The 25,408-nt window shown below is 70.0% G+C and carries 21 protein-coding genes; 17 read left to right on the forward strand and 4 right to left on the reverse strand.

The genetic code is table 11. The features are described 5' to 3' along the window. Positions 1-41: 41 nt before the first annotated feature. From purD to QSJ59_RS20280, 5 genes are all read left to right on the forward strand, one after another. Positions 42-1,292 carry a phosphoribosylamine--glycine ligase gene (purD, locus tag QSJ59_RS20260; RefSeq protein WP_285761305.1) on the forward strand — a complete coding sequence of 417 codons (1,251 nt, stop codon included), beginning with the start codon at positions 42-44 and terminating at the stop codon, positions 1,290-1,292. Between the two features lie 254 nt (positions 1,293-1,546). Then, on the forward strand, positions 1,547-2,854 hold the full coding sequence (purB, locus tag QSJ59_RS20265; protein ID WP_285761306.1) for an adenylosuccinate lyase: 1,308 nt from the start codon (positions 1,547-1,549) through the stop codon (positions 2,852-2,854). Positions 2,855-2,948: 94 nt separating this feature from the next. Beyond that, the gene (locus QSJ59_RS20270; RefSeq protein ID WP_285761307.1) at positions 2,949-3,854 is read left to right on the forward strand and encodes a phosphoribosylaminoimidazolesuccinocarboxamide synthase; all 906 of its coding nucleotides are present in this window, start codon (positions 2,949-2,951) and stop codon (positions 3,852-3,854) included. A 363-nt stretch (positions 3,855-4,217) separates the two neighbouring features. Further along, positions 4,218-5,513 carry a UDP-N-acetylglucosamine 1-carboxyvinyltransferase gene (gene murA / locus QSJ59_RS20275; RefSeq protein ID WP_285761424.1) on the forward strand — a complete coding sequence of 432 codons (1,296 nt, stop codon included), beginning with the start codon at positions 4,218-4,220 and terminating at the stop codon, positions 5,511-5,513. Positions 5,514-5,775: 262 nt separating this feature from the next. Then, the gene (locus QSJ59_RS20280) at positions 5,776-7,026 is read left to right on the forward strand and encodes a transcriptional regulator (protein ID WP_285761425.1); all 1,251 of its coding nucleotides are present in this window, start codon (positions 5,776-5,778) and stop codon (positions 7,024-7,026) included. A gap of 57 nt (positions 7,027-7,083) precedes the next feature. Here QSJ59_RS20280 and hisC read toward each other — a convergent pair whose 3' ends face one another. Then, positions 7,084-8,166: a histidinol-phosphate transaminase gene (gene hisC, locus QSJ59_RS20285; protein ID WP_285761308.1), complete on the reverse strand. Its 1,083-nt coding sequence runs from the start codon at positions 8,164-8,166 to the stop codon at positions 7,084-7,086. A 232-nt stretch (positions 8,167-8,398) separates the two neighbouring features. Between hisC and QSJ59_RS20290 the strand changes: the two genes are divergently transcribed. Continuing rightward, the gene (locus QSJ59_RS20290) at positions 8,399-9,100 is read left to right on the forward strand and encodes a hypothetical protein (RefSeq protein WP_285761309.1); all 702 of its coding nucleotides are present in this window, start codon (positions 8,399-8,401) and stop codon (positions 9,098-9,100) included. Between the two features lie 39 nt (positions 9,101-9,139). Here the strand turns inward: QSJ59_RS20290 and QSJ59_RS20295 are convergent, their stop codons facing one another. After that, positions 9,140-10,519, reverse strand: coding sequence for an aldehyde dehydrogenase family protein (locus QSJ59_RS20295; protein WP_285761310.1), 1,380 nt, complete (start codon positions 10,517-10,519; stop codon positions 9,140-9,142). Beyond that, positions 10,516-11,274: a FadR/GntR family transcriptional regulator gene (locus QSJ59_RS20300; RefSeq protein WP_285761426.1), complete on the reverse strand. Its 759-nt coding sequence runs from the start codon at positions 11,272-11,274 to the stop codon at positions 10,516-10,518. Before QSJ59_RS20300 ends, QSJ59_RS20295 begins: the two co-directional genes overlap by 4 nt. A 116-nt stretch (positions 11,275-11,390) precedes the next feature. Between QSJ59_RS20300 and QSJ59_RS20305 the strand changes: the two genes are divergently transcribed. From QSJ59_RS20305 to QSJ59_RS20350, 10 genes are all read left to right on the forward strand, one after another. Then, the gene (locus tag QSJ59_RS20305) at positions 11,391-12,578 is read left to right on the forward strand and encodes a CaiB/BaiF CoA transferase family protein (RefSeq protein WP_285761311.1); all 1,188 of its coding nucleotides are present in this window, start codon (positions 11,391-11,393) and stop codon (positions 12,576-12,578) included. Then, on the forward strand, positions 12,575-13,336 hold the full coding sequence (locus tag QSJ59_RS20310; protein ID WP_285761312.1) for an enoyl-CoA hydratase/isomerase family protein: 762 nt from the start codon (positions 12,575-12,577) through the stop codon (positions 13,334-13,336). The genes QSJ59_RS20305 and QSJ59_RS20310 overlap by 4 nt, the downstream gene beginning before the upstream one ends. Before the next feature lie 13 nt (positions 13,337-13,349). Next, complete coding sequence (locus QSJ59_RS20315; RefSeq protein ID WP_285761313.1) at positions 13,350-13,952, forward strand: gamma carbonic anhydrase family protein; 603 nt, start codon at positions 13,350-13,352, stop codon at positions 13,950-13,952. Continuing rightward, positions 13,952-15,250, forward strand: a complete 1,299-nt coding sequence (locus QSJ59_RS20320) for an aspartate aminotransferase family protein (protein ID WP_285761314.1) — start codon at positions 13,952-13,954, stop codon at positions 15,248-15,250. The genes QSJ59_RS20315 and QSJ59_RS20320 overlap by 1 nt, the downstream gene beginning before the upstream one ends. Before the next feature lie 106 nt (positions 15,251-15,356). After that, on the forward strand, positions 15,357-16,358 hold the full coding sequence (locus tag QSJ59_RS20325; protein ID WP_285761315.1) for a tripartite tricarboxylate transporter substrate binding protein: 1,002 nt from the start codon (positions 15,357-15,359) through the stop codon (positions 16,356-16,358). 3 nt (positions 16,359-16,361) lie between these two features. After that, the gene (locus QSJ59_RS20330; protein WP_285761316.1) at positions 16,362-17,801 is read left to right on the forward strand and encodes an NAD(P)/FAD-dependent oxidoreductase; all 1,440 of its coding nucleotides are present in this window, start codon (positions 16,362-16,364) and stop codon (positions 17,799-17,801) included. Positions 17,802-17,811: 10 nt separating this feature from the next. Further along, on the forward strand, positions 17,812-18,810 hold the full coding sequence (locus tag QSJ59_RS20335) for an aminopeptidase (protein WP_285761317.1): 999 nt from the start codon (positions 17,812-17,814) through the stop codon (positions 18,808-18,810). Further along, positions 18,807-19,352, forward strand: a complete 546-nt coding sequence (locus QSJ59_RS20340) for a tripartite tricarboxylate transporter TctB family protein (RefSeq protein ID WP_285761318.1) — start codon at positions 18,807-18,809, stop codon at positions 19,350-19,352. Before QSJ59_RS20335 ends, QSJ59_RS20340 begins: the two co-directional genes overlap by 4 nt. Positions 19,353-19,410: 58 nt before the next feature. Next, positions 19,411-20,919 (forward strand): tripartite tricarboxylate transporter permease, encoded by a 1,509-nt coding sequence (locus QSJ59_RS20345; protein WP_285761319.1) that lies wholly within the window; start codon positions 19,411-19,413, stop codon positions 20,917-20,919. Between the two features lie 28 nt (positions 20,920-20,947). Further along, entirely contained in the window at positions 20,948-21,712 is a 765-nt protein-coding gene (locus QSJ59_RS20350; RefSeq protein ID WP_285761320.1) for a sulfite exporter TauE/SafE family protein, read from the forward strand. A 9-nt stretch (positions 21,713-21,721) separates the two neighbouring features. On the opposite strand, the gene QSJ59_RS20355 is transcribed toward QSJ59_RS20350, so the two are convergent. Beyond that, on the reverse strand, positions 21,722-22,447 hold the full coding sequence (locus tag QSJ59_RS20355) for a GntR family transcriptional regulator (protein ID WP_285761321.1): 726 nt from the start codon (positions 22,445-22,447) through the stop codon (positions 21,722-21,724). Between the two features lie 46 nt (positions 22,448-22,493). Here QSJ59_RS20355 and QSJ59_RS20360 point away from each other — a divergent pair, with 46 nt between their 5' ends. After that, positions 22,494-25,394, forward strand: coding sequence for an FAD-binding and (Fe-S)-binding domain-containing protein (locus tag QSJ59_RS20360; RefSeq protein ID WP_285761322.1), 2,901 nt, complete (start codon positions 22,494-22,496; stop codon positions 25,392-25,394). Positions 25,395-25,408: the final 14 nt, after the last annotated feature.

Raw genomic sequence — 25,408 nt, forward strand, 5'->3', positions numbered from 1 at the left:
TTCTCCCCCATCCACCCCCCACAACCAATAGGGTCCAAGCTGTGAAAGCCCTCGTGATCGGCGGCGGAGGCCGCGAGCACGCGCTCACCCGCGCGCTGTCCCTCGACCCCGGCGTGACCAGCCTGCACTGTGCCCCCGGCAACCCCGGGATCTCGGAGCTGGCGGAGAACCACGTCATCAACGTGACCGACGGGCTGGCCGTCACCGAACTGGCCGCGCGCATCGGCGCCGAACTGGTGGCCATCGGACCCGAGGCCCCGCTGGTCGCAGGAGTCGCCGACGAGCTCCGGCGACGCGGCATCCCGGTGTTCGGCCCCGACCTCGAAGCGGCTCGGCTGGAGGGTTCCAAGGCGTTCGCCAAGGAGGTCATGGAAGCCGCGGGCGTGCCCACCGCCAAAGCCAAGGTGTGTCGCACCGCCGCCCAGGTGACCGAGGCACTGAACACCTTCGGCGCACCGTACGTGGTGAAGAACGACGGGCTGGCCGCGGGCAAGGGCGTGGTCGTCACCACCGACTTCCAGGTCGCGGAGCAGCACGCCCGCGAATGCGGTCGGGTGGTCATCGAGGAGTATCTCGACGGCCCCGAGGTGTCGCTGTTCGTGCTCAGCGACGGGCGAAACGTCGTCCCGCTCCTCCCGGCCCAGGACTTCAAGCGAGCCGGCGACGGCGATGCGGGCCCCAACACCGGCGGCATGGGCGCATACGCCCCGCTGCCGTGGGCGCCCGACGGTCTCGTGGACGAGGTCATGGACACCGTGGTGCGCCCGACCATCGCCGAGATGGCGCGACGCGGTACGCCCTACCAGGGACTCCTCTACGTCGGTTTGGCGCTGACCTCCAAAGGGGTGCGCGTCGTGGAGTTCAACGCCCGCTTCGGCGACCCCGAGACCCAGGTCGTCCTGGACCGCCTGGCCACGCCGCTCGGCGTGCTCCTGCAAGCCACCGACACCGGCGGACTGGCCGGCGTGTCCGGCCTGGACTGGCACCCTGGTGCGGCCGTCACCGTGGTGGTCGCGGCCGAGAACTATCCCGGCGAACCCGCGAAGGGCGACCTGATCGGCGGCCTCGACGCGGCCAACGCGGTGGAGGGCGCCTACGTCCTGCACGCCGGAACGGCCTGGAGCGGGCTGAGCGACGTCACGTCCAATGGCGGTCGGGTCCTGAGCGTGGTCGGCTCCGGCACCGATCTGGCCGAGGCCCGGACACGTGCCTACGCGTCCGCCGCAAAAATCGAGCTGCGCGGCTCGTTCTATCGCAACGACATCGCGGAGAAGGCGGCGTTGGGGCAGTAACAGTGATGAGGGCGGTGGTCGATCCCGGTTGTCGGACGCACCACCGCCCTTCGTCGTTCACCGGCCTCGGGACGACGACCCGCCGGCACCGGACACGCCGCACCGGCACGGCCGGACGAAGTACCGTTCCAGCGGCCCGCACCTGCGCTTCCCCGCCCGCCGTAGGCGGTCCGTTCGCCCAGAAGCCGCGACCGCCTCCCGGCAAATCCGTCACCGCCTGACCTACCGCGGGGTACACCTGCCAAAATGGTCAGGTGATCGAGCGCTACACCCTCCCGGAAATGGGCCGCGTATTCAGCGACGCCCACAAGTACGAGCTCTGGTGCCAGGTGGAGACCCTGGTACTCGAGGCACACGCGGTGGCAGGCACGGTGCCCACCGACGTGGTGGAACCGGTGCGTCAAGCGCCACCGCCCACTCCTGAACGAGTGGCCGAGATCGAGGCCGTGACCCAGCACGACGTCATCGCCTTCCTCACCGCATGGGCCGACAACACCGAGCCCCGCGACGCCGCCAAGTGGGTCCACTTCGGCATGACCTCGTCGGACCTGCTGGACACCGCGCTCGCCGCGCAGCTGGTCGAGGCCACCGACATCCTGCTCGCCAAGGCCGACGACCTCGTGGCCGTGCTGCGCGACCACGCGCTGGAGCACCAGGCCACGCTGCGGGTGGGACGCACCCACGGCATCCACGGCGAACCCGATGTGTGGGGCCACCGGGTCGCCGACTTCGCGTTCGCGATGGCGCGCTCGCGCGACCGGCTGCACCGCGCCCGCGAGGCGGTCGGGGTGATGGCGATCTCCGGTCCCGTCGGCACCTACTCCAACATCGACCCCCGCATCGAGGGGTACGTCGCGGAGAAGCTGGGTCTGCGTGCAGCCGACGTGTCCACGCAGGTGGTCATCCGTGACGGTATCTCCGAGTGGGTGGGCTCCCTGGCGATCATGTCCACGGTGTGCGAGGCCATCGCGCTGGAGGTCCGGCACGGGCAGCGCACCGAGGTCCGGGAGCTGTGGGAGCCGTTCGGCAAGGGGCAGAAGGGCTCCAGCGCCATGCCCCACAAGAAGAACCCGATCATGTCCGAGCGCATCTGCGGCATGGCGCGCAACGTGCGCGCCCAGATCGTTCCGGTCATGGAGGGCATCCCGCTGTGGCACGAGCGCGACATCTCGCACTCCTCCACCGAGCGGATCTCGCTCCCTGACGCGGCCATCGCCACCGACTACCTGCTGCACCTCACCACCCGGCTGATGCGCGGCCTGGTCGTGGACTCCGACCGGATGCGCCACAACCTGGAGTCGACGCACGGGCTGATCTACTCCTCGACGGTCGTCTCGGAGCTGATCGAGACCGGGATGTCGCGCGAGGACGTCTACGCGCTGGTGCAGACCGCCGCCATGCGTACGTGGCAAGAGGACACCCCCTTCCGCGAGACGCTGCGGGAGGAGGCCGCGACCCGCGGTGCGCAGCTCGACGAGGCCCGACTGGACGAGGTGTGCCGCCCCGAGCGGTTCGTCCGGCGGCTCGACCGGGTCTTCGACAAGCTGAAGTCCCTGAGCTGACCCGGTTCCGTCCCCGCCGGTGCTCCGGCGGGGACGGCCGCGGCCCGTCTCCGCAGTTCTTCGCCCCGCCCACCCCAGCAGCCGAGGTCACCCCATGAGCGGTTTCGTCGAAAAGCCCGTGCCCGTCGAGGTTCCGGGACTCATTCATCTGCACACCGGCAAGGTCCGCGAGCTCTACGCGAACGCGTCCGGCGAGCTGGTCATGGTCGCCACCGACCGCGTCTCGGCCTACGACTGGGTGCTGCCCACCGAGATCCCCGGCAAGGGGCGGCTGCTCACCCAGCTGTCGCTGTGGTGGTTCGAACGCCTCTCCGACCTGGTGGACAACCACGTGGTCTCCGACACCCCGCCCTCCGGCGCCCCCGCGGACTGGGCCGGGCGCACCCTCGTGTGCCGCACGCTGGACATGGTTCCGGTGGAGTGCGTGGCCCGCGGTTACCTGACCGGTTCCGGCCTTTCCGAGTACCGGGCCGGCGGCGCGGTGTGCGGCGTCTCACTTCCCGAGGGGCTGGTGGACGGTTCCCGGCTGGACGAACCGATCTTCACCCCGGCGATCAAGGCCGAGGTCGGCGAGCACGACGAGAACGTCTCCTTCGCAACCGTGGCGCAGCTGCACGGAGAGGAGCTCGCCACCAGGCTGCGGGACCTGACGCTGTCGATCTACACACGCGGTCGCGAGATCGCGGAGCAGCGGGGGATCCTGCTCGCCGACACCAAGTTCGAGTTCGGGCACGGCCCCGATGGCCTGCTGCTCGCCGACGAGGTGTTCACCCCCGACTCCTCGCGATTCTGGCCGAGGGACGGTTGGGCACCGGGACGGTCCCAGCCCTCGTTCGACAAGCAGTACATCCGTGACTGGCTGACCTCGGCGGAGTCGGGCTGGGACCGTGCTTCGGACGCCCCGCCCCCGCCGTTGCCCGCCGACGTGGTGGAGTACACGCGCGGGACGTACGCGGAGGTGTTCGAGCGGCTCACCGGGACGGCACCGGATCTGGGATGAGTCGCCACGCGACATCATCCGTGTCGCGGTGTCGCCGCCCGCGCCGGTAGGACGTACAGTGGTCATCGGTGTCCTGCACGTCCCGCACCGGGGGAAAAGCCCGGATAAGCGGACAGGACGGCCGTCTGACCGCAAGCCGGGAATCTGATCCACGATCCTTGAGGCGATTCGCGCACTTTGGGACACATAGCCGCCGAAACGGCGGAAATGGAAACCCTTTGCTATAGAGTCGTCGCCAGTTGGCCACTGACCGAGCACTTATCGTCGCAACGTTGCGCGGAAGACCCGCGTCTGACACCGCACAGGTGACGCCGGCGAGACACCAACGCCTGTAATTTTCGCCTCACGAAGGAGCCAATGAGCATGGGCCAGGAGGTTCGTTACCGCGTCCGTGGCGGTCGTCCCCTCAACGGGACCGCATTCATCCAGGGCGCGAAGAACGCCGTCCTGCCGATGATCGGCGCGGCCCTTCTCGCGTCAAAGGGACGCACCGTCCTGCGCAACGTCCCCATCATCCAGGACGTTCGCCGCGCGCTGGAGCTCGCCGAGTACATCGGCGCCAAGGTCGAGTTCCACGAGGCCGAGCGCACCATCGTCATCGACGCCTCCCAGCTCAATGACCCCGAGCGGGCCGTGCTCCCGGCTGAGATCGCCGCACGCTTCCGCGGCTCCGTCCTCTTCGTGCCGGCTCTCATGCACCGCATGGGCCACGCCCGTATCGAGGGCGTGGGCGGTTGCAACCTGGGCAGCCGCAACCTCGACTTCCACTACCGCGGCTTCGCCCGGCTGGGCGCCGAGGTGACCGAGGACGCCGAGCGCAACCACATCAACGTGGAGGCCGGAAACCTCAAGGGCGGCCGCCTCTACCTCGACACCCCGTCGCACACCGGCACCGAGAACCTGCTGATGGCCGCCGTGCTCACCCCGGGCACCACCGTCATCGAGCACGCCGCCCTGGAGCCCGAGGTCCTCGACGTCATCGAGTTCCTGGGCCGTATGGGCGCCAAGATCTCCGGTGGCGGTACCGGCCTGATCACCGTCGAGGGCGTCAAGGAGCTTGCCGCCGTCGAGCACACGATCATGTCGGACCGCATCGACGCCGGCGTGTTCGCGATGATGGCCGCGGCGACCGGTGGCGACGTCAGCCTCGTCGGGGCCAACCTCGACCACCTGGGTGTAGCGCGCTGGAAGATGGAGCAGATGGGCGTGCAGTTCGCCCAGCAGGGCGCCGTCCTGCACGTGCACCGCGACCCCAACACCACGCTGCGTCCGATCAACGCCGTGACCTCGCCCTACCCGGGTTTCGCCACGGACCTCCAGTCGCCGCTGATGGCGCTGGCGACGCTGGCCGACGGTGAGAGCTACATCCACGAGGCCATCTACGACGGCCGCTTCGCGCTGGCCGACGAGCTCAACAAGATGGGCGCCAAGATCGAGGTGGACGGGACGCGCGCGATCGTGCACGGCCCCACCCAGCTGCACGGTGCCGAGGTCGTCGCGCACGATCTGCGCAGCGGCGCGGCCGTGGTGCTGGCCGGTCTGGCCGCCACGGGCGAGACCGTGGTCTCCCCGGGCTACCCGGTCGACCGTGGACACTCGCAGTTCGCCACGCGTCTGACCGCTCTCGGAGCGGACGTGGTCCGCGAAGAGCTCGACTAACCGGGGCTCAGTTCGATGCCGGGGCGGGGGCAGCGGCTCCCGCCCGGGCCTTTTGACGTTCTATGTCAAACGATCATCACTGGCGCTCAACAATGGGTACGATCTCGGCAATGCCGTGACGGAAAAATAATTGGTCGGGACCAGTGGGCGCACATAGTGAAGAGCGTGGAATGGTAGCGGGGAGCAGCCCGAGGTGAGTGCGCAGCGTACTGGCGATTTGACGATTGGTGTCATCGGGCCGCACGAGGTTGTCGAGCGCGTCATGCTCATGGGCCCCGGGTCGACGGGTCCGCTCAACGCCAGACTCATCGCCGCTGCTTATCGAGACGAGCAGGAAGCCACCGACAAGGTGCTCCGGCTGGGGTCGGCGATCGACGCCTACCTTTTCGCGAGCCCGGTCCCCTACGAGTTCGCCCGCAAGGCCGGTGTCCTGACCATGCCGGCCACCTTCGTGCCGCTGGGCGGGGCGAGCCTGCACGAGGCACTTTTGCGGGCCACCCTGGACGAGAGATTCGACCCCACCCGGGCGAGTCTGGACGTCCTCAGCCGCGCTGACGTGGTCGAGGCGTACTCCGAGGTGGATCTCCCCGTAGACGGCATCCACGTCCACGAGGAGCTGACGGGCACAGCAGCGCTCACCTCGTTCCACGAGGGCTTGTGGCGGCGCAAGGTCACCAAGATGGCCATCACCTGCGTGCGTGGTGTCTCCGAGCGGCTGGACGCCATCGGCGTCCCCAACCTCCGCCTGCGCCCCACGAACTCCGGCGTACGCAGTGCCCTGCAGACCGCGGGCCTGCTGGGTGCACACCACCGCCTGGAAGAGGCCCAGTTGGGCGTCGTCATCGTCGACGTCCCCACACTGCGCGACTCCAGTCGGCGCTCGACCCCGCGCTACTGGCGCGACGAGCTCAGGCTGGCACTGCACCGGCTGCTCCTCCAGGAGGCCCACCGGATCAACGCGACCGCACACCCGGTGGACGACCACACCTTCATGGTGACGGCCACCCGCGGCTCGCTGGTCTCGGCGACCGAGGGGTTCCGGCAGCCGCCGTTCGTGGAGCGGATCAAGGCGGAGCTCGGCATCGCCATCGAGGTGGGCATCGGGATGGGCCGCACCACCCAGGACGCCGAGGCGCACGCCCGTGCGGCGCTGAGCCGCGCCCAGGCGACCCGGCAGAGCTTCGCGGTCGACCGGGAGGGCCGCTCCCTCGTCCCGGCTCAGCGTGCTCCACAGCGCCAGAGCAGCGAGCAGCTGCGCACCAAGGGCCGGGAGACCCTGCTTCGCCTGTCGGAGAAGATCGCGGAGGAGGACGGCCCGCTGGTGGTCGACGCCGAGGGCGCCGGCCGCATGTTGGGCGTGACTCCGCGTACCGCCCGCCGTCTGCTGCGCACCCTGGTCGAGGAGGGCCTGGCCTGGCCGCTTCCTCCGAACCGCACCCTCCAGCCGGGTCGGCCCCGGCAGCTCTACCGGCTCATCATCGAGAAGCTGGACAAGGACAAGGCCGGGAAGTAGTCGGGCCCCGGCCGAGGCGGGGCGCCGGTCCGTCCGCGCCCCGCCCGGCCCGGCCCGCTAGTTGCGCGTCGGGTAGTCCCGGGCGACAGCGAGGAAGGCGTCGTTCTCACCCGGGGAACCGATGCTGACCCGGGCGCCCTCCCCGTCGAAGGGCCGCACCGCCACTCCCACGGCAGCGCAGGTCTCGGCGAAGTCCAGGGTCGCCTCGCCCAACCGCAGCCAGACGAAGTTGGCCTCGGTCTCGGGCACCGTCCAGCCGTCGGCGCGCAGGGTGTCGCGGACCCGCTCGCGTTCGCTCACCGTGGCGGCCGCACGGGTCAGGAGCTCGTCTTCCGCTGCCAGCGAGGCGATCGCGGCGGCCTGGGCGATGTGGTTCACGGCGAAGGGGACCATCGTCTTGCGGACCGCCTCCGCCACGTGCGGATGGCCGACCAAGTAGCCGACCCGCAGGGCGGCGAGGCCGTATGCCTTGGAGAAGGTGCGCAGGACCGCGACGTTGGGGCGGTCGCGGTACAGGCGCACACCATCGGGGACGTCGGGGTCGTTCACGTACTCACGGTATGCCTCGTCCAGGATGACCAGGACGTGGTCGGGAACCGCGTCCAGGAACGCCACGAGTTCGTCCTCGCGCACCGCTGTTCCGGTGGGGTTGTTGGGGTTGCACACGAACACCAGGCGGGTCCGTTCGGTGATCGCAGCGGCGATCGCGTCGAGGTCGTGCGTCTCGTCGCGCAGCGGGACCGGTACCGGGGTCGCCCCCGACAGCCCCACCAGCAGCGGATACGCCTCGAACGAGCGCCAGGCGTAGACCACTTCGGCCGCGGGCTCGGCCGCGGTTTCCAGGAGCTGCTGGAGCACTCCCACCGAGCCGGCCCCGACCGCGATGTGCTCCTCCGGGACGTCGAGGCGTCGGGCGACGGCCGCGGTCAGTTCGACCGCTCCGCTGTCGGGATAGCGGTTGAGGTCGGCCGCGGCGGCGGCCACCGCCTCTCGGACCGAGGGCAGCGGACCGAACGGGCTCTCGTTGGAGGAGAGCTTGACGGCTTGCCCCTCCGGGCCGACGACTTTACGGCCAGGCCGATACGGGGGGATAGAACCGAGCACCGCCCGGAAATATGGCGAATTCCGCTCCGACACCATCGTCCTTCCTCGATACTCTGTGCAAGGCAAAGGCTACTTTCAGCAACAACCGTCGGGGGCGAACCCGCACCACCGGCAGCCGTCCCGTCGCCGTGAGCGCCGCGCCGCCGCATGACCAGGGGCATCGGCGAACCACACCGCACGGCAGTACGCCGGCCGAGCCGACTGGCGACCACCGGCGATCCGCCGACCGCCCCACGTCGCAATATCGCACAGAACAGGAAACACCACCATGGACCACCCCCCTCAGCTCCGGAGCGCATCGCTGGCAGCCTTGGGCGCCACGATTCTTCTGAGCGGCCTGGCCGGGTGCGGCGGGGGCGACGCGGCGGCCCCGCCCGACGAAAGCGGATCGGTGGCGGAGCGCCTGCACCAGGCGCAGATGGTCGAGTACGGCGACGCCAAGCTGCTGACCGAGCAGAGCGAGACCGGGGCGTACGGGGAGCTCGTCGCGGTGAAGCAGATGGACGAGCTGCGCGAGGTCACCGAGTTGGACAAGCCGCAGTGCATGGACGCCGTCAACCAGTGGGGACGTCTGCCGGAGGTGCGGGAGGCACCCACCTCGCTGGCCACGTTCGGCAGCGAGGCCGAGACCATCACCCACATGTTGGTCCAGGTCCCCGAGGAGGTCGCCAAGAAGGCGATCTCGACCACGCCCCCCGAGGAGTGCGACAGCTACACGGCGTCCGTGGAGGACGGCACCGCGGCCACGTACACGGTGCGCGACCTCGACCTGGAAACGGTCGGCGACGAGTCGCGGGCGTTCGTCGTGGAGACCGAACTGGAGGGGAAGAAGGTCATGCTCTACAGCATGCTCTACCGCAGCGGCGACTATCTGGCCACGACCTCCCTGTTGAGCAGCGAGGAGGGAGAGGAGCGGCTGGCCGGATTCTCGGCCGCCGCCCTGAAGCGCGAGGGCAAGGTACTGGGCTGACAGGGGCTGCGCGTCCCCGCGCTTCAGAGGCGGCTCCCGCTACAGGCGGCTGACCGCCAGGGTCTGCTTCCAGGTGTACATCTCCACCGCGGCCAGACCCTGCTCGCGGGGACCGAAGCTGGAGATCCCCTCCCCGCCGAACGGGACGTGATGGCTGGCCCCGGTCGTGGGCTCGTTGACCTTGGCCATCCCCACGTGCAGACGCAGCGCCAACTCCTGGGCACGTTCCAGGTCGGTGCCGATGACGGCCCCGGTGAGTCCGTAGTCGACCCCGTTGGCGATACGGACCGCGTCGTCGTCGTCCGCGGCCTCGATCACGCAGGCGAGTGGGCCGAAGACCTCGTCCCGGAGCAAAGGGGAGTCCGGGGCGAGACGTCCCACGAGGGCCGGTGCGTGGTAGAAGCCGTCAGCGGGCGTGTCGGTCCGACGCGTGTACCTGACCGCACCGTCGTGCTCGATCGCGCGCTCGACGTTTTGGGCCACCCGGTCCCTGGCAGCGGAAGCGATCAGGGGGCCGACCGCGACGTCGGGATCGACGGGGTCGCCCAGGCGGTAATCGTCGAGAGCAGCGGCGAGGGCCTCCACGAACTCGGTACCGTCGCCGATCGTGATGACCCTGCGGGTGGCGGTGCACTTCTGTCCCGCGTATCCGGCAATCGAGTAGGCGACCTTTCGGGCCGCCGCGGCGACGTCTCCCCCTGGCAGGACCAGTGAGGCGTTGAGCCCGCCCATCTCGGCCTGGACCGGAACGCAACGCTGGGCGCAGGCGGCCGCCACGGCCGTCCCCACGGCGGTGGACCCGGTGAAGGAGATCGCGTCCGCGCTCGCCACGAGCGCCTGGCCGGCTTCGGCGTAGCCGTGGACCACCTGAACCGCACCGGCGGGCAACTGCTCGGCGACGATCCCCATGACCAGCTCGGTGACCGCCGCGGAGTCCGGGGACGCCTTGACGACGACGCTGTTGCCCAGGGCCAGTGCGGGAGCCGCCTTCCAGAGCGGGATGGCGACCGGGAAGTTCCACGGGGTGATGAGCCCGACGACTCCGTGCGGACGGCGCAGGGTGGTGAGGCGCAATTGGGCGCCGTCGGTGGGGTGGACCTCCCCGACGGGTTGCAGCGCCACCTGGGCGTTGAACCGCAGGATGTCCACGGCCCGCCGCAGTTCGCCCGCTGCCTCGGACCGCGGTTTGCCGACCTCTCGGACCGTGAGCTCCACGATCTCGTCGGTGCGCCGGTCAACCTCCGCGGCGGCCCTGTCCAGCGCGCGGCTCCGGTCGAGCGCGCTGGCACCCGCCCAGTCAGGGGTCGCGTCGGCTGCGCGCCGCACCGCCTTGCGCACGTCGTCACCGGTGGCCGTCTGGAAGACCCCGACGACGGTGTCGGGGCGCTGCGGCGAGACCGATTGAAAAGTACTGGTCACTCGGCTTCCCTCTTCTCGTCCATGGACGACACCCACGCGTCGTAGAAGTCTGCGATGTGAGCGTCGATGATGCTCCGGGCTCGTTCGGCGTCCTTCTCGACGACGGCGTCCAGGAGCGCCTGGTGCTCGTCGGCGAGCTGGGAAGACAGCGTGGTCCAGTCCTCCCGTTCGAAGCGCTCCATCATCTGTCGCTGGATGGAGTCACGGAGGGCGTGCATGAGGTGGGCGACGAGGCCGTTGCCGCCCGTCTCGACGAGGTAGACGTGGAAGTCGGTGTCCAGCGTGTGGAACTGCTCGCGGGTCAGTTCCCCGTCGCGCATCGCATCGACCAGCCCCTGCAGGTACTCCCGGCGCTCATCGGTGAGGTGCTCGATGACCGACTGGGCGGACGAGCGTTCGAGCAGGGCACGCATCTGCACGACGTCGCGCATGGAGAAGTGGCCGAGGGCGACCCCGAAGCTCAGCAGCGTGGAGAGCGCCTCTCCCGGCTCGGTGCTGATGACCAGCCCGGAACCGCTGCGCGCGCCGCGACTGACCTGGACGACTTCCAGCGCCTCCATGACGCGCAGAGCCTCGCGAACCGACGCCCGGGAGACACCGAACGCCTCACTGAGCTGACGCTCGCCGGGGAGCCTGGAACCGGGGTGCAACCGACCGGCGAGGATCTCCTCCCGCAACTGCTTGACGATCGCCTCATGGGCCCTTACCTGCACGATCGGACTCAGTCGCGCACCGCCCCAAGGCTCTTCCGGCATGGTCACGGAGGGCACTTCCTTTTCTCTGGACATCCTCGACAGCGAGATAGGCACATGGTACCAATAGGTCAGTCCTGCATGTGGTCTGACCAACTGACCAAAAGGGAGAATTTCCTATGGCAGCCCTCTCCGGTGTGAGAGTCGTGGACTTTAGCCAGGTGCTCGCGGGCCCGTATTGCACGATGCTGCTTGCGGATCTGGGCGCCGACGTCATCAAGGTGGAGTCGCCGGCGAACGGCGACATCAGCCGGGGCATGGACCCCAAGCTGGACGACACGACCAGCGGTGCGTTCCTCACCGTCAACCGCAACAAGCGGTCGATCTCGGCCGACCTGAAGTCCGAGGGCGGTCGCGCGCTCGTCCTGGACCTGGTCTCCACCGCCGACGTCCTGGTCGAGAACTTCCGCCCGGGGGTGGCCGCCCGATTGGGCCTGGACTTCGACGAACTGGCCGAGCGCAACAGCAGGCTCGTCTACTGTTCGATCTCCGGTTTCGGGCAGACCGGGCCCTACTCCAGGCGCGGCGGCTTCGACCTCATCGCCCAGGGCATGAGCGGGCTGATGAGCGTGACAGGGGAGCCCGATGGGACCCCGGTCAAATGCGGACCGCCGATCACCGACCTCGGGGCGGGCATGTTCGCCGTCTACGGGATCCTCGCCGCTCTCGCCGCGCGTGAGCGCACCGGCAGGGGACAGCGGGTGGACACCTCCCTCCTGGAGACGGGGCTCGGGTTCTCCGTGTGGGAGGCGACCGAGTACTTCTACACCGGCCGTACCCCTCGCCCCACGGGCTCCGCCCACCGGCTCTCCGCTCCCTACCAGGCGTTCCGGTGCGCCGACGGCCACATCACAGTGGGTGCCGACGGGCCGCGGCACTGGCCGTCCTTCTGCGCGGTCATCGGCCTTCCCGAGCTCGCCGAGGACCCCCGCTACGCCACCAATGCCGAGCGGCTGCGATCCCTGCCGAACCTGGTCGAAGCGGTCGAGAAGCGCATGGTCGAGCACGACCGCGAGCACTGGTTGGCGCTCCTGGAAGAGGCCGGCATCCCGGCCGGCCCGATCTACAGCGTCCCCGAAGCCCTGGAGGACCAGCACGCCCGGGCACGCGACATGGTGGTGGAGATCGAGCACCCCCGGCTGGGGACGACCCGCTCGCTGGGACCGGTCGTGAAGTTCTCCGACACCCCCGCCGAGATCTACCGTCCGGCCCCCGACCTGGGCGAACACACCGACGAGCTCGCACGCGAGCTCGGCCGGACCCCCGGCGACATCGAGACGCTGCGCGCAGAGGGAGCGCTGCGATGAGCGCCTCCCTGCGCCGGGAGGGCGCGGTCGCCGTGGTCGAGATCGACAATCCCCCACTCAACATCATCGACCAGGAAACCCGCACCGACCTGCACCGCCACCTCAGCGGTCTGGCGCTCGCCCCCGACGTCCGCTGCGTGGTCCTGACCGGATCGGGCGAGCGCGCCTTCTGCGCGGGTGCCGACCTCAACGAGGAAGAGGAACTGACCCCCGAGACGGTGCGCAGATTCATCGCCGAGGACAACCAGGTCTACGACGATGTCGAGGCCCTGGGGGTCCCCGTCGTGGCCGCGGTCAACGGGCACTGCATGGGCGGCGGTTTCGAACTGGCTCTGGCCTGCGACATCAGGGTGGCCGCCGCGGACGCGAAGTTCTGCGCGGCCGGGGTCAAGGTGGGTCTCGTCGTGAGCACCACCCGCCTCGTCCGCCTCGTCGGGCTGGCAGCGGCCAAAGACATCGTCCTGACCGGCCGCACCTTTACCGGTGACGAGGCCCGGGAGTTGGGCGTCGTCACCCGGACCGCGCCCCGCGCCGATGTCCGGGCCGCGGCACTGGAGGTCGCCCAGGAGATCGCCTCACGTGCTCCTTTGGCTGTGCGGCGGGCCAAGTCCGCGCTCGCGGAAGCTGCGGATCTGCATTACGAGCAGGCCATGGAGCGGGAGATCGACCACTTCGTCGCGCTCCAGAACACCTGGGACCACAAGCACGCGATCGAGTCGTTTTTCCAGAAACGCCGGCCGTCGTTCGAGGGCCGGTAGGAGAGGAGAGGCGATGAACGTCCAGGGAGCGGTGGTGCTGGCCTTCGAGGACCGGGTCCCCCGGATCGACCCGGGCGCGTGGGTCGCGCACGGGGCGACCGTCATCGGCGACGTCCGCCTCGCCGCCCGCGCGAGCGTCTGGTACGGCACGGTGGTCCGCGGCGACGACGCGCCGATCACGATCGGCGCGAACAGCAACGTGCAGGACGGCTCCGTCCTGCACGCCGATCCCGGGTACCCCCTGCACATCGCGGAGAACGTCACCGTCGGCCACCGCGCGGTCCTGCACGGGTGCGTGGTGGAGCGGGACTGCCTGATCGGGATGGGTGCCGTCCTGTTGAACGGCTGCCGGGTCGGCGCCGGGTCGCTCGTGGCCGCCGGCGCCCTCCTGCGCGAAGGGACGGTGGTGCCGCCCGGCTCGCTCGTGGCGGGCATGCCCGCCACCGTCAGACGTCCGGTCGGCGACGCCGAGAGCGCGCTGATCACCGAGTCCTGGCACGAATACGTCGACAAGGCCGACCGCCACCGCCGCGTCGTGCCCGTGGACCCCCGCGCACGCGGTCCGGTTCCGCGGTCCGCGGCGCCCGATGGCGGAGAAGGCCGAGAGGAGCTGTGATGTCCGACCCTTCACTGGCCGAACGCGCTGACGCCGTCCTGCCGCCCACCGCGTCGCGGGTGACCCGTCTGGGGATCACCCGGGCCGAGGGCTCCTACGTGTGGTCCGAGACAGGACGGCGCTACCTTGACCTGACCTGTGGCGTGGGGGTGACCAACGTCGGCCACAACCATCCCGGCGTCATGTCCAGGGTGCGGGAGCAACTCGACTCCCTCGTACACGCCGGGCACAACGTCAGCTACTACCCGAGCTATGTCGAACTGGCGGAGCGTCTGGTCGCGGCCGTCCCCGGTCGTTACCGGGCCTACTTCAGCAACAGTGGAGCCGAGGCGGTGGAGTCCGCGCTGAAGATGTGCATGCGGGCGACAGGTCGCGGCGGGCTGATCGCGTTTCGCCGCGGATTCCACGGCAGGACGCTGGGGACGACGTCGTTGAGCACGTCCAGCGCCAAGTACCGGATCGGCTACGGCGAGGCCCTGCCGAGTGTGCAGCACCTGCCCTTCCCCTATGCGTTTCGCAGCGGACGGACCGAGGCCGAGGAGGTCCGCGAGTGCCTGCGCGCGTTCGACGAACACCTCCAACTGGTCACCGACCCCTCACAGGTGGCGGCGGTGGTCGTGGAGCCCGTGCAGGGCGAGGGTGGCTACCTCCCGGCTCCCGTGGAGTTCCTCCGCGAGCTGGCTCGACGCTGCTCCGAACTGGACATCCCCCTGGTCCTGGACGAGATCCAGACGGGGTTCGGCCGCACGGGGCGGCTCTTCGCCTACGAGCACTACGGGATCACCCCCGATGTCCTGGTCCTGGCCAAGGGGATCGCCAACGGCATGCCGCTCAGCGCCGTGGTCGCCCGTGAGGACTTGATGCTGGAGTGGCCCCCCGGCGCCCACGGCGGGACCTACGGCGGCAACCCCGTGTCGTGCGCGGCGGCGCTGGCGGTGCTGGACCTGCTCGACGAACCGCTGCTCGCGAGGGCGCGCCAGGTCGGCGACCGACTCCTGGAGGAGTTGCGCACGATCCTGGAGGCGTACCCGGGGGTGGTCGACGTGCGCGGGACCGGACTGATGATCGGGGTGGAGTTTTTGGACGGGTCGGGGGTGCCCGACCACGAGACGGTGGCGCTGCTGCGCGCGCACGCCGAGTCCGAGGGCCTGCTGCTGCTGCCGTGCGGCCCCGATCGCAACGTCATCCGACTGATCCCGCCGCTCACCGTCAGTGACGACGAGTTGGCTTTCGCGCTGTCCGTGTTCCGCTCTGGAGTGGAATCTGTGCTGGCCAGCGACATTTCCGCACGATTTTAGTTAAATGTCTTGATGTGACGGTAGCCACATAATACATTTTTGGTCTGACCATCGACATCAAGACCAACTGACCAAACGGTTATCCGGTCATCCCAAAGGAGAGCTCATGTCAGGCCCCCGACGCATGAAGCCCGGCACCTCGGCCACGGCACTCGCCGCACTGGCCGCCTCCAGCCTGCTCCTGGCCGGATGCGCGCCGTCCGGCGGAGCGGGTGCAGGAGGCGCCGACTTCCCCACCCGCCCCGTCGAACTGGTCAACCCCTGGGCCGCCGGCGGATCCCACGACGCGCACGCCCGGGCCATCGGTTCGGAGATCCAGGGCATCCTGGGCAAACCGATGACCGTCTCGATCAAGTCCGGCGGTGCGGGCAGCGTCGGGGCCTCCGACGTCGCCAAGCGGGCCAAGCCCGACGGCTACACCCTGCTGCTGGGCGACCAGACCAGTGTGATCGCCCGCCCCATGGTCGAGGAACTGCCCTACACCTGGGAGGACCTGCGCCCGGTCGCCCAGATCAACGACAGTCCGATCGTCCTGGTCGTGCCCGGCGACAGCCCCTACGACTCCGTCGAGGATTTCGTGACGGCCGCCGAGGACGACCCCGGAGCGCTCAGCTACGGATCGGTCACCGGCCTGGGGCCCGACCAGATCCCCGTCGAACTGTTCATCCAGGCGGCCGGGATCGACCTCAACCACGTGCCGTTCGACGGCGGCGGCACCTCCTACCGTGCCCTGCTCGCCAAAGACGTGGACATGGCCCCTCTCTTCCCCGCAGCGGTGACCAAGGACATCGAGGAAGGCCGCCTCAAGGCGCTGGCGGTCACCTCGCCCGAACGGCACAAGGGTCTCCCCGACGTCCCCACCCTCACCGAGGAGGGCTACGAGGTCGAGTGGGCGATGTTCCGCACCGTCTTCGCCCCCAAGGACACCCCGGACGAGGTCGTGGAGGTCCTGGAGCAGAACTTCACCGAACTGGCCGAGAACAAGGAGTTCGTCACGATCATCGAGGGCCTCGGCGAGGAGGTCGAACTCCTGACCGGCCCGGAACTTCAAGAGCGCATCGCCACCGACGCCGCTGCTCTCGACACGCTAGTGAAGGAATTGGGCTGACCTGTGCTTTTCCACGGACCGCCGAACGAGTTGAGCTGGTGGCTCGACCAGGCGACACCAGGCGCCGAACCGGACGCCCCCTCCCTGACCGAAACGATCTCCGCCGACGTGTGCATCGTCGGCGGAGGATACACGGGCCTCTGGACGGCCCTGCGGATCAAGGCCGTCGACCCCTCGGCCGACGTCGCGCTGATCGAGGCCCAGACCTGCGGCAGCGGCGCCAGCGGTCGCAACGGCGGGTTCATGTTGAGCTGGTGGCCCAAGCTCGCCACCCTGATCAAGCTCTTCGGCACCGACGAAGGCGTCCGGCTGGCCGCCGCTTCCACCCGGTCCATCCTGGAGATCGGCGCGTTCTGCGAAGAGAACGGCATCGACGCCCACTACCGGCGTGACGGATGGCTGTGGGCGGCCACGAACCAGGCCCAGATCGGAGCCTGGGACGAGGCCGTACGCGTCAGCGGCGAGCACGGGTACACGCCCTTCGCCGCCTGGGACAGCGCCACGGTCGCGGAGACGGCCGGATCGCCCACCCACGTCGGGGGGGTCTTCGAGCGCGACGCGGCAACCGTACAGCCCGCGCTGCTCGCCCGCGGGCTGCGCCGGGTGGCGATCGAACGCGGGGTGCGGATCTACGAGCACTCCCCCATGACCGGCTGGCAGGACGGCAGCACGGTGGTGGTGCGCACCCCGCACGGCAGCGTCCGGGCCGACAAGGTCGTCCTCGCCACAAACGCCTGGATGACACGCGAGCCCCGGATCGCCAAGGCACTGATCGTCGTGACCAGCGACATGGTGGTGACCGACCCACTGCCCCCGGAGCTCTCCCACGTGGGGCCGCGCGGCGGGATCGGGGTGTCGGACTCCCGCATGCTCGTGAACTACTACCACACGACCGCCGACGGCCGGCTGGCCTTCGGCCACGGCGGCGGGAACTTCGGGTTCGGACGACGCGTCGGCAAACAGTTCAACGGCGCCTCCGCCCGTGCCGAGGCCGTGACCAAGACGATGGTCCAGCTCTACCCCGAACTGTCCCGGGACGCGGTCGTGCGCAGTTGGACGGGGCCGATCGACCGATCGATCAGCTCGCTGCCCTTCTTCGGCCAGCTCGGCCGCACCGGCCGTGTCCTGTACGGGGTCGGGTTCTCCGGCAACGGTGTCGGCCCCAGCCACCTCGCCGGAAAGATCCTGGCCTCGCGAGCACTGGGCCTCGACGACGAGTGGGGCAGCGGTCGTATCGCCAAGGGCCCCGTCGGCACCTACCCTCCCGAGCCCTTCAAATACATCGGCGGCACCACCATCGGCGCCGTCCTGGAGCACAAGGAGAAGTTGGAGGACCAGGGACGCGCCCCCGGGCCCGTGACCCGCGCCCTGTCCAAACTCGCCCCGCCCGGGCTCGTCCCGGTCCGGGTGAACAGCAAACCCGACTCCGTTCCCAACCCCTGAAGGAGACCATATGAGTGACGCACGACTACTCGAAGGCGCCCGGCGGCTCATCGGCTGCGGACGCATCAAGCCCGGCGAAGAAGTCCTGATCATCACCGACACCCGCATGGACGCCGAGGTCGTCGAGGCATTCGCCCAGGCGGTGCGCGAGGAGGGAGCCGACCTCGTCGTGGCCACCATGGCCGCCCGAAGCGGCCCCGGGCAGTCGCCCCCGGAGATCCTCGCCAAGGGGATGCGCGGCGCCGACCTGGCAATCGAACTGACCTCGGAGTTCGTCCACCACAGCATCGCCCGCCAGTCCGCGCAGCGTGCGGGTCTGCGCTACCTCTTCATCGGCGACATCGACCGCGAGATGCTGGAGGGTCCCGGCGCCGTCTACGCCGACTTCGAAGCCATCGCCCCCCGGATCGTCCGGCTCTCGGAGGCCATCACCGCCGGCTCGACCATGCGCATCACCGCGCCCGGCGGCACCGACATGACCTTCGACCTGGTCGGCCGCAACGGTCGTGCCCTCACCGGCCTGGCCGATGCCCCCTCCACCTTCGGCGCTCCCCCCTGCCTCGAAGGCGGGGTGATCCCCAAACCGGGCGGCAGCAGCGGCCGGGTGGTCGTGGACGCCTACTGCGTCGGCGTGGGACTGATCGACACCCCCATCACCGTCGAGGTGGAGAACGGACGGGCGGTGAGCATCGAGGGCGGGCCCGAGGCCGAGAAACTACGGGGCCTCCTGGAGGGGACCGGCAACGCCAACGCCCACAACGTCTCCGAGGTCGGGATCGGCTTCAACGACTCCGCCCTGCTGATCGACAACGTCACCAGCGCCGAATCCCTCTACGGGACGGCGCACATCGCCCTGGGCTCCACCCCTGCCGACCTGGACATCGAGATGATCAACGCCGGGATCCACCTCGACATGGTCTTCCACCGGCCGACGATCACGATCGACGGCTCCGAGGTCTTCGCCGACGGCGTCTTCCTGTTGGACCCTGCCGCGGAGTCCCAGCGGTGACGGCCGCGCACGGCCGGGAGGCGCCGGAGATCGCGGGGGAGGGCGCCGGCGAGCCGGACGAGCAGACCCATGGAAGTCTCCTCTTCGAGCGGATCACCGCGGGGGTGTGCCTGGCCGGATCCGTCTTCCTGCTCGTGCGCGCCGAGTCCCTCATCTCGCAGTCCGCTCTCGCACGGCCGGGGGCGTTTCCCGCGCACGGCGCGATCCTGCTGGCCGCCGCCGTGCTCGGCCTCGCCTCTCTCGGCTGGCTCATCCAGGCGCTGCGCAAACGGGCCCCGGACGGTGAGGGCGGGGTGGCTCCCTTCCCGGAGGTGCTGCCGGTCTTCGCCATCCTGCTCGTGGGGGCCTACTCCGCGGGCTGGCTGGGGCTGCTGCCCGCCGCGGCCCTGACCTACATCGCCGTGATGCTCTACTACCGCGACCGGGGTGTGGCGTTCATCCTGATCAGCGCGGTCGTCTACGTCGCCTTCCTGCACTACGGCATGGAAGTCCTCCTCCAGGTGCCGCTCGCACGGTCGCCGTACCTGGCCCTCCCCTTCTGAACGACCCCCGCGCCCTTTCGCGCGCTCCGGGGGGATCCCTGGTTAGAGGCGATTCTCAATGGCCGAATTGTTGACCGAGGCACTGAGTCTCACGCTGGATCCACAGGTCTGGCTGTACGTGTTCGTCGGCATCGTCCTCGGCATGTTCGTCGGCGCGATCCCGGGGCTCACCGCCACCATGGCGGTGACCGTCCTGCTGCCGATCGCGTTCTACCTGCCGCCGCACGTGGGCATCCCCTTCCTGATCGCGATCACGAAGGGGGCCTTCTACTCCGGTTCGATCCCGGCGATCCTGATGTCCACACCGGGGACGGGAGCCGCCGCCGCAACCGTCCTCGACGGGTACCCGCTGGCCAAGCAGGGCAAGGCCCGCAAGGCCCTGGAGGTCTCCCTCTACGGGTCGGTGGTCGGCGACATCATCTCCAACATCGTCGCGATCTTCCTGGCGTCGCTGGTGGCCTCGGTCGCGTTGAAGCTGGGGCCGCCCGAGTTGGTGGTCGTGATGGTCTTCGGCCTGCTGCTGATCGCCTTCCTGAGCGGGCGCTCCTTCACCAAGGGGTGCGTGGCGGCCGGGTTGGGACTACTGCTGGCCACCATCGGCATCGACCCGATCCACGGCACGAGCCGGCTGACGTTCGGCTGGATCGAGCTCAGCAGCGGCATCGACTTCATCCCGATGGTGCTGGGGCTGTACGCGGTGGCGGAGCTGCTGCGGATGGGGCGGGCCACCACGTTGAAGCCGATGAGCTCGGGCACGTCGATGGGTGAGCGGCTGACCCGCAAGGAACTGGTCTCGACCCTTCCCACGATGGGCCGGGCCACGGTCATCGGCACCGCCGTGGGGATGCTGCCCGCCCTGAACCAGATCGTGGCGTCCTTCCTGGCCTGGAGCAATGAGCGCCGCCGCTCCTCGACCCCGGAGGAGTTCGGGAAGGGTTCACTCAAGGGCGTGGCCGCGACGGAGACCGCGAACAACGCGGTCAACGGGCCGTCCATGATCCCGCTGCTCAGTTTCGGCATCCCTGGCGACACGATCACCGCGGTGCTGCTGGCCGCCCTGCTGGTGCAGGGGATCTCTCCGGGGCCCAACATCTTCCAGGAGCACGGCCCGGTCATCTACGCGATGTTCCTGGTGTTCATCCTGAGCAGCCTCGTGCTGTTGCTGGTCGGGGTGGTGTCGCTGAAGTACGTGGCGATGCTGTCCAAGCTCCCGGCCACCCGCATGCTCGCCGCGGCCATCCTGTTCTCCTTCGTGGGCGCCTACGCCATCAACTACTCCCTGTTCGACGTCGTGGTGATGATGGTCTTCGGCCTGGTCGGCTACGTCTTCATGGTCCTGGGCCTTCCCCGGGAGCCGCTGCTGATCACGTTCCTGCTCGCGCCGCAGATCGAGTCGAGCCTGGGCCAGGCGCTGGCCATGGACGGGGCGATGATCTTCGTCGAGCGCCCCGTCTCGCTGGGCCTGCTCGGCGTGCTGGTGGTCACCCTGGTCTACCTGCTGTCGCGGGCGTCCAAGATCCGCAGGATGCAGAAGGCCGAGGAGGACCCGACCCTGCTCAGGAAGTGATCGGGGCACGGTGGGGACGGGGTGAGTCGTGGACGCGTGGTCGTTCGCGTTCCTGATCCTGGCAGGGGTGGGCGCCGGCCTGGTCGGATCGGTGGCCGGGCTGGCGTCTCTGGTGAGCTACCCGGCGCTGCTGGCCTACGGTCTGGCGCCGGTGGCCGCGACGGTCACCAACACCGTGGCGATCCTGAGCACCACGGCGGGCTCCGTCGCCGGGTCCCGCGCGGAGCTGCGGGGCCAGGGGCCGCGGCTCGCGATCGTCTCCCTGGCCGTGGGCGCCGGGGGCGCGGTGGGGGCCGTTCTGCTGCTCACCACCCCTGAGGCCGTCTTCGCCCGGATCGTGCCGTGGCTGATCGCGATCGGGGCGCTGTCGCTGCTGGCGCGCGACCGCCTCCGGTCGGTCCTCGCCCCGTTCCTGGCCCGCTCGGACGCGGGAAGGCGGCCGACCTGGAGCCTGCTGTGCTGTGCGGCGGTGCTGGGGGTCTACGGCGGGTACTTCGGAGCGGCTGCGGGCATCATCATGCTCGCCCTGTTGTCGGTGTCGGCCGTGGAGCCCATCGCGGTGAGCAATGCGGTGAAGAACGTGGTGATGGGCGCGGCCAACGTCGTCGCCGGGACGGTGTTCGCCTTTCTGGCACCGGTCGACTGGGCGGTGGCGGGTGTCCTCGCCCTGGGCTGCTTCGTGGGGAGCTGGATCGGTCCCTCGGTGGTGCGCAGGGTGGACGACCGCCTGCTGCGCGGGGGCGTGGCAGCGGCCGGGCTGGGACTGGCCGGCCACCTGTGGTGGACGGGGTGAGCCGTCGGCTCAGCCGACGACCTCGGTCCACAACCGGTCCAGCGCGTCCGTGTGGTCGGCATCGCCGAGCGCCTGCGCCACCAGGAGCCGTCCCGTACGGGTGAGGTGGTCGCGCATGGCCTGCTCGGCCGCGCCTGGGTCGCCGGCGCGCAGTGCTTCGACGACCGGGCGGTGCTCGGTCTCGATCTCCTGGAGCGTGCGCGATCGTCCGGCGGTGGAGGCACCCAGCAGTCGCACGGTGTCGCGGAGCGAGCCCACGATGGCAGCGGCCCGGGCGTTGCCGGAACCCCGCAGGATCAGTTCGTGCAGGCGCTGGTCGTCGCGGAAGAACCCGGCCCGGTCCCCGGAACGGGCCGCCTCGCGCATGGCCGCCGCGCAGTGGTCGATCTCGGCCAGGACAGCGGGGTCGCGTCGGTCGGCGATCCTGCGCACCGCGGGAAGTTCGAGGGCGAGTCGGACCCCGAAGATCTCCGCTATGTCGCGCGGGTCGGGCAGCACGATACGAAAGCCGCGGTTGCGTTCGAAGGCGACGAGTCCGGCTTCCGCGAGCCGGAGCAGGGCCTCGCGGACCGGGCTGCGCGAGACCTCCAACTGCTCGGCGAGCTGGTAGACGGAGTAGAGCTCCCCGGGCAGGTAGGCGCCGGTACGGACACCCTCACGCACGGCGGCGACCACCTCGTCGGTGAGCGAGGCTCTTCGGGGGATCGCGCGGTGCCGGTCCGCTGGAGACGTCACCGTGTCAATCTATCCTCCCTGACACATCGCATGTAACATGCTACTTATGTCCAGTAGAGAGCACGCCCCCCGGTCGCGGGAGATCGAGTCGGCCCTGCGCCGCCTAGGAGTCGGCGAGGTACGCACCGACTCCCTGACGCTGGGGGCGTACTCCTCAGACGCCTCGCTGTACCGGATCCTCCCCTCCGCGGTGGTCATGCCCCGTGACGCCGACGAGGTCGCCGCGACTCTGCACGCCTGCGCCGAACTCGGAGTCCCCCTCACCTCTCGCGGCGCGGGAACCTCCGTGGCCGGCAACGCCGTGGGGCCGGGCGTGGTACTGGACTTCAGCCGGCACATGAACCGCGTCCTCGACCTCGATCCGGAAGCCCGCACCGCCCGCGTCGAGCCGGGAGCCATCCACGCCGACCTGCAACGCCGGGCCACCGGGGTCGGACTCCGCTTCGGCCCGGACCCCTCCACGCACACGCGGTGCACGATCGGCGGGATGATCGGCAACAACGCCTGCGGCGCGCGCACCCTGGGCTACGGTCGCACCTCCGACAGCGTGGTGGGCCTGCGGTTCCTCACCGGCACGGGCGAGACCCTGCGGACCACGGCACCCTCCGGCGGACGCCCGACGACCACGGGCGCGAAGCAGGCCGTCGAGGCACTCAGGAGGCTGACCGGTGACAACCTGGCCGTGATCCGCACCTCGTTCGCGACCTTCGGGCGCCAGGTGTCGGGGTACGCACTGGAGCATCTGCTGCCCGAGAACCGTTTCGACCTGGGGCGGGCGCTGGTCGGCAGCGAGGGCACCCTGGGGATCGTCACCGAGGCCACCGTCGGTCTGGTGCGCGACCCCGCCCACCGCGTGATGGTCGTCCTGGGCTACCCCGACATCTCCAGTGCGGGCGAGGCCGCGCCCGCCGTGCTGGGGCACCGTCCGACCGCCTGTGAGGGGATCGACTCGCGGATCGTCAACGTCGTGCGCGAACGGCGCGGCCCCGGCTCCGTTCCCCCGCTGCCCGACGGGCGGGCATGGCTCTTCGTCGAACTGGTCGGCTCCACCGCCGAGGAGGCCGCGTCCGCGGCAGAACGGCTCCGCGCCGACATGGACTGCCTGGACCACATGATCGTGACCGATCCGGCCAGAGCGGGTGCGTTGTGGCGCATCCGCGAGGACGGCGCCGGGCTGTCGGGGCGGGCCCAGAGCGGCAAGCCGGCCTACGCCGGCTGGGAGGACGCCGCCGTCCCCCCGGCCGTGCTGGGCGCCTACCTCCGGGACTTCGACGAACTGCTCCTGGACTTCGGCCTCACCGGAATGCCTTTCGGGCACTTCGGGGAAGGCTGCGTGCACGTGCGGCTGGACTTCCCGCTGGACCGTCCCGGCGGCCCCGCACGTTTCCGGGAGTTCCTCACCGCCGCGGCACGGCTCGTCGCCCGCTACGGCGGCTCCCTGTCCGGGGAGCACGGCGACGGCCGGGCGAGGAGCGAACTCCTCCCGCTCATGTACCCACCGGAGGTAATAGGACTGTTCGCCCAGGTCAAACGCATTCTTGATCCGGCGAACCTGCTCAATCCCGGCGTGCTCGTGGACCCTGACCCCGTTGACGCCCGGCTTCGGGTGGCCCAGGCCCCGCCGTTGCGTACGGGGCTGGCGTTGGCCTACGCCCATGACGGCGGGGATTTCGGGCAGGCCGTGCACCGTTGCACCGGGGTGGGCAAGTGCCGCGCCGACAACACGGCCTCGGGCGGCGTGATGTGCCCCTCGTACCTGGCGACCCGGGAGGAGAAGGACTCCACCCGGGGCCGGGCCCGCATCCTCCAGGAGATGGTCAACGGCGACGCCGTGACCGGTGGCTGGCGCTCCCCCGAGGTACACGAGGCGCTCGACCTGTGCCTGTCCTGCAAGGGGTGCGCGTCGGACTGCCCCACCGGGATCGACATGGCCGCCTACAAAGCCGAGGTGCTGCACCAGTCCTACCGTCGCCGCCTGCGGCCGGCGGCGCACTACTCCTTGGGCTGGCTCCCTCGCTGGGCGAGGCTGGCCGGCATCGCCCCCCGCCTGGTCAACAGGCTCATCCGCGTTCGGGGGATCGCACCGCTGGCCCTGCGCCTGGCCGGGGTCGATCCCCGACGGTCCCTGCCCGAATTCGCGCCCCGGACGTTCCGGCGCTGGTTCGCCGACACGGCGGACCAGCGGGTGCAGGGCGGCAAGCCGGTGGTGCTCTTCGTGGACAGCTTCACCGACCACTTCTCCCCCGAGGCGGGCCGGGCCACGGTCCTGGTCCTGGAAGCCGCCGGGTACTCGCCCACCATCACCGACCAAAAGGTCTGCTGCGGCCTGACCTGGATCTCCACCGGTCAGCTCACGGCCGCACGGCGCATCCTGGGAACCGCCGTCGACGCTCTGGCCGGCCCGGCACGACAGGGCGTGCCGATCGTGGGCGTCGAACCGTCGTGCACCGGGGTGCTGCGCGGTGACGCCGTCGAGCTGCTGGCCAGCGGGGCGGCAGCCGAGGTGGCCGCCGCGACGCGCACCCTCGCCGAGTTGCTGGGCGCCGACCCCGACTGGCGTCCGCCCCGCTTGGAGGGGGTGTCCGTGGTCGCACAGCCCCATTGCCACCACCACGCCGTCATGGGCTGGAGCCCCGATGCCGAACTGCTCCAGGAGGCAGGGGCCGAGATACGCAGGCTCGGCGGCTGCTGCGGCCTGGCCGGGAACTTCGGTGTCGAGCGCGGGCACTACGAAGTGTCGCTGGCGGTGGCCGGACAACAGCTGCTGCCCGCTGTGGAAGCGGCCGCCCCCGAGACGGTGATCCTCGCCGACGGGTTCTCCTGCCGCACCCAGTTGTCCGACCTCACCGACCGGAAGGGCGTCCACCTGGCCCAGTTGCTAAAAGAGCATCTCGACGGCGCAGGAAACACCGGGCGCGACCGATCACCCACAGGTCGGAAGCCATGACATACGTCATCGCC

Source organism: Nocardiopsis ansamitocini, from assembly GCF_030268225.1.
Lineage (GTDB): Bacteria > Actinomycetota > Actinomycetes > Streptosporangiales > Streptosporangiaceae > Nocardiopsis_D > Nocardiopsis_D ansamitocini.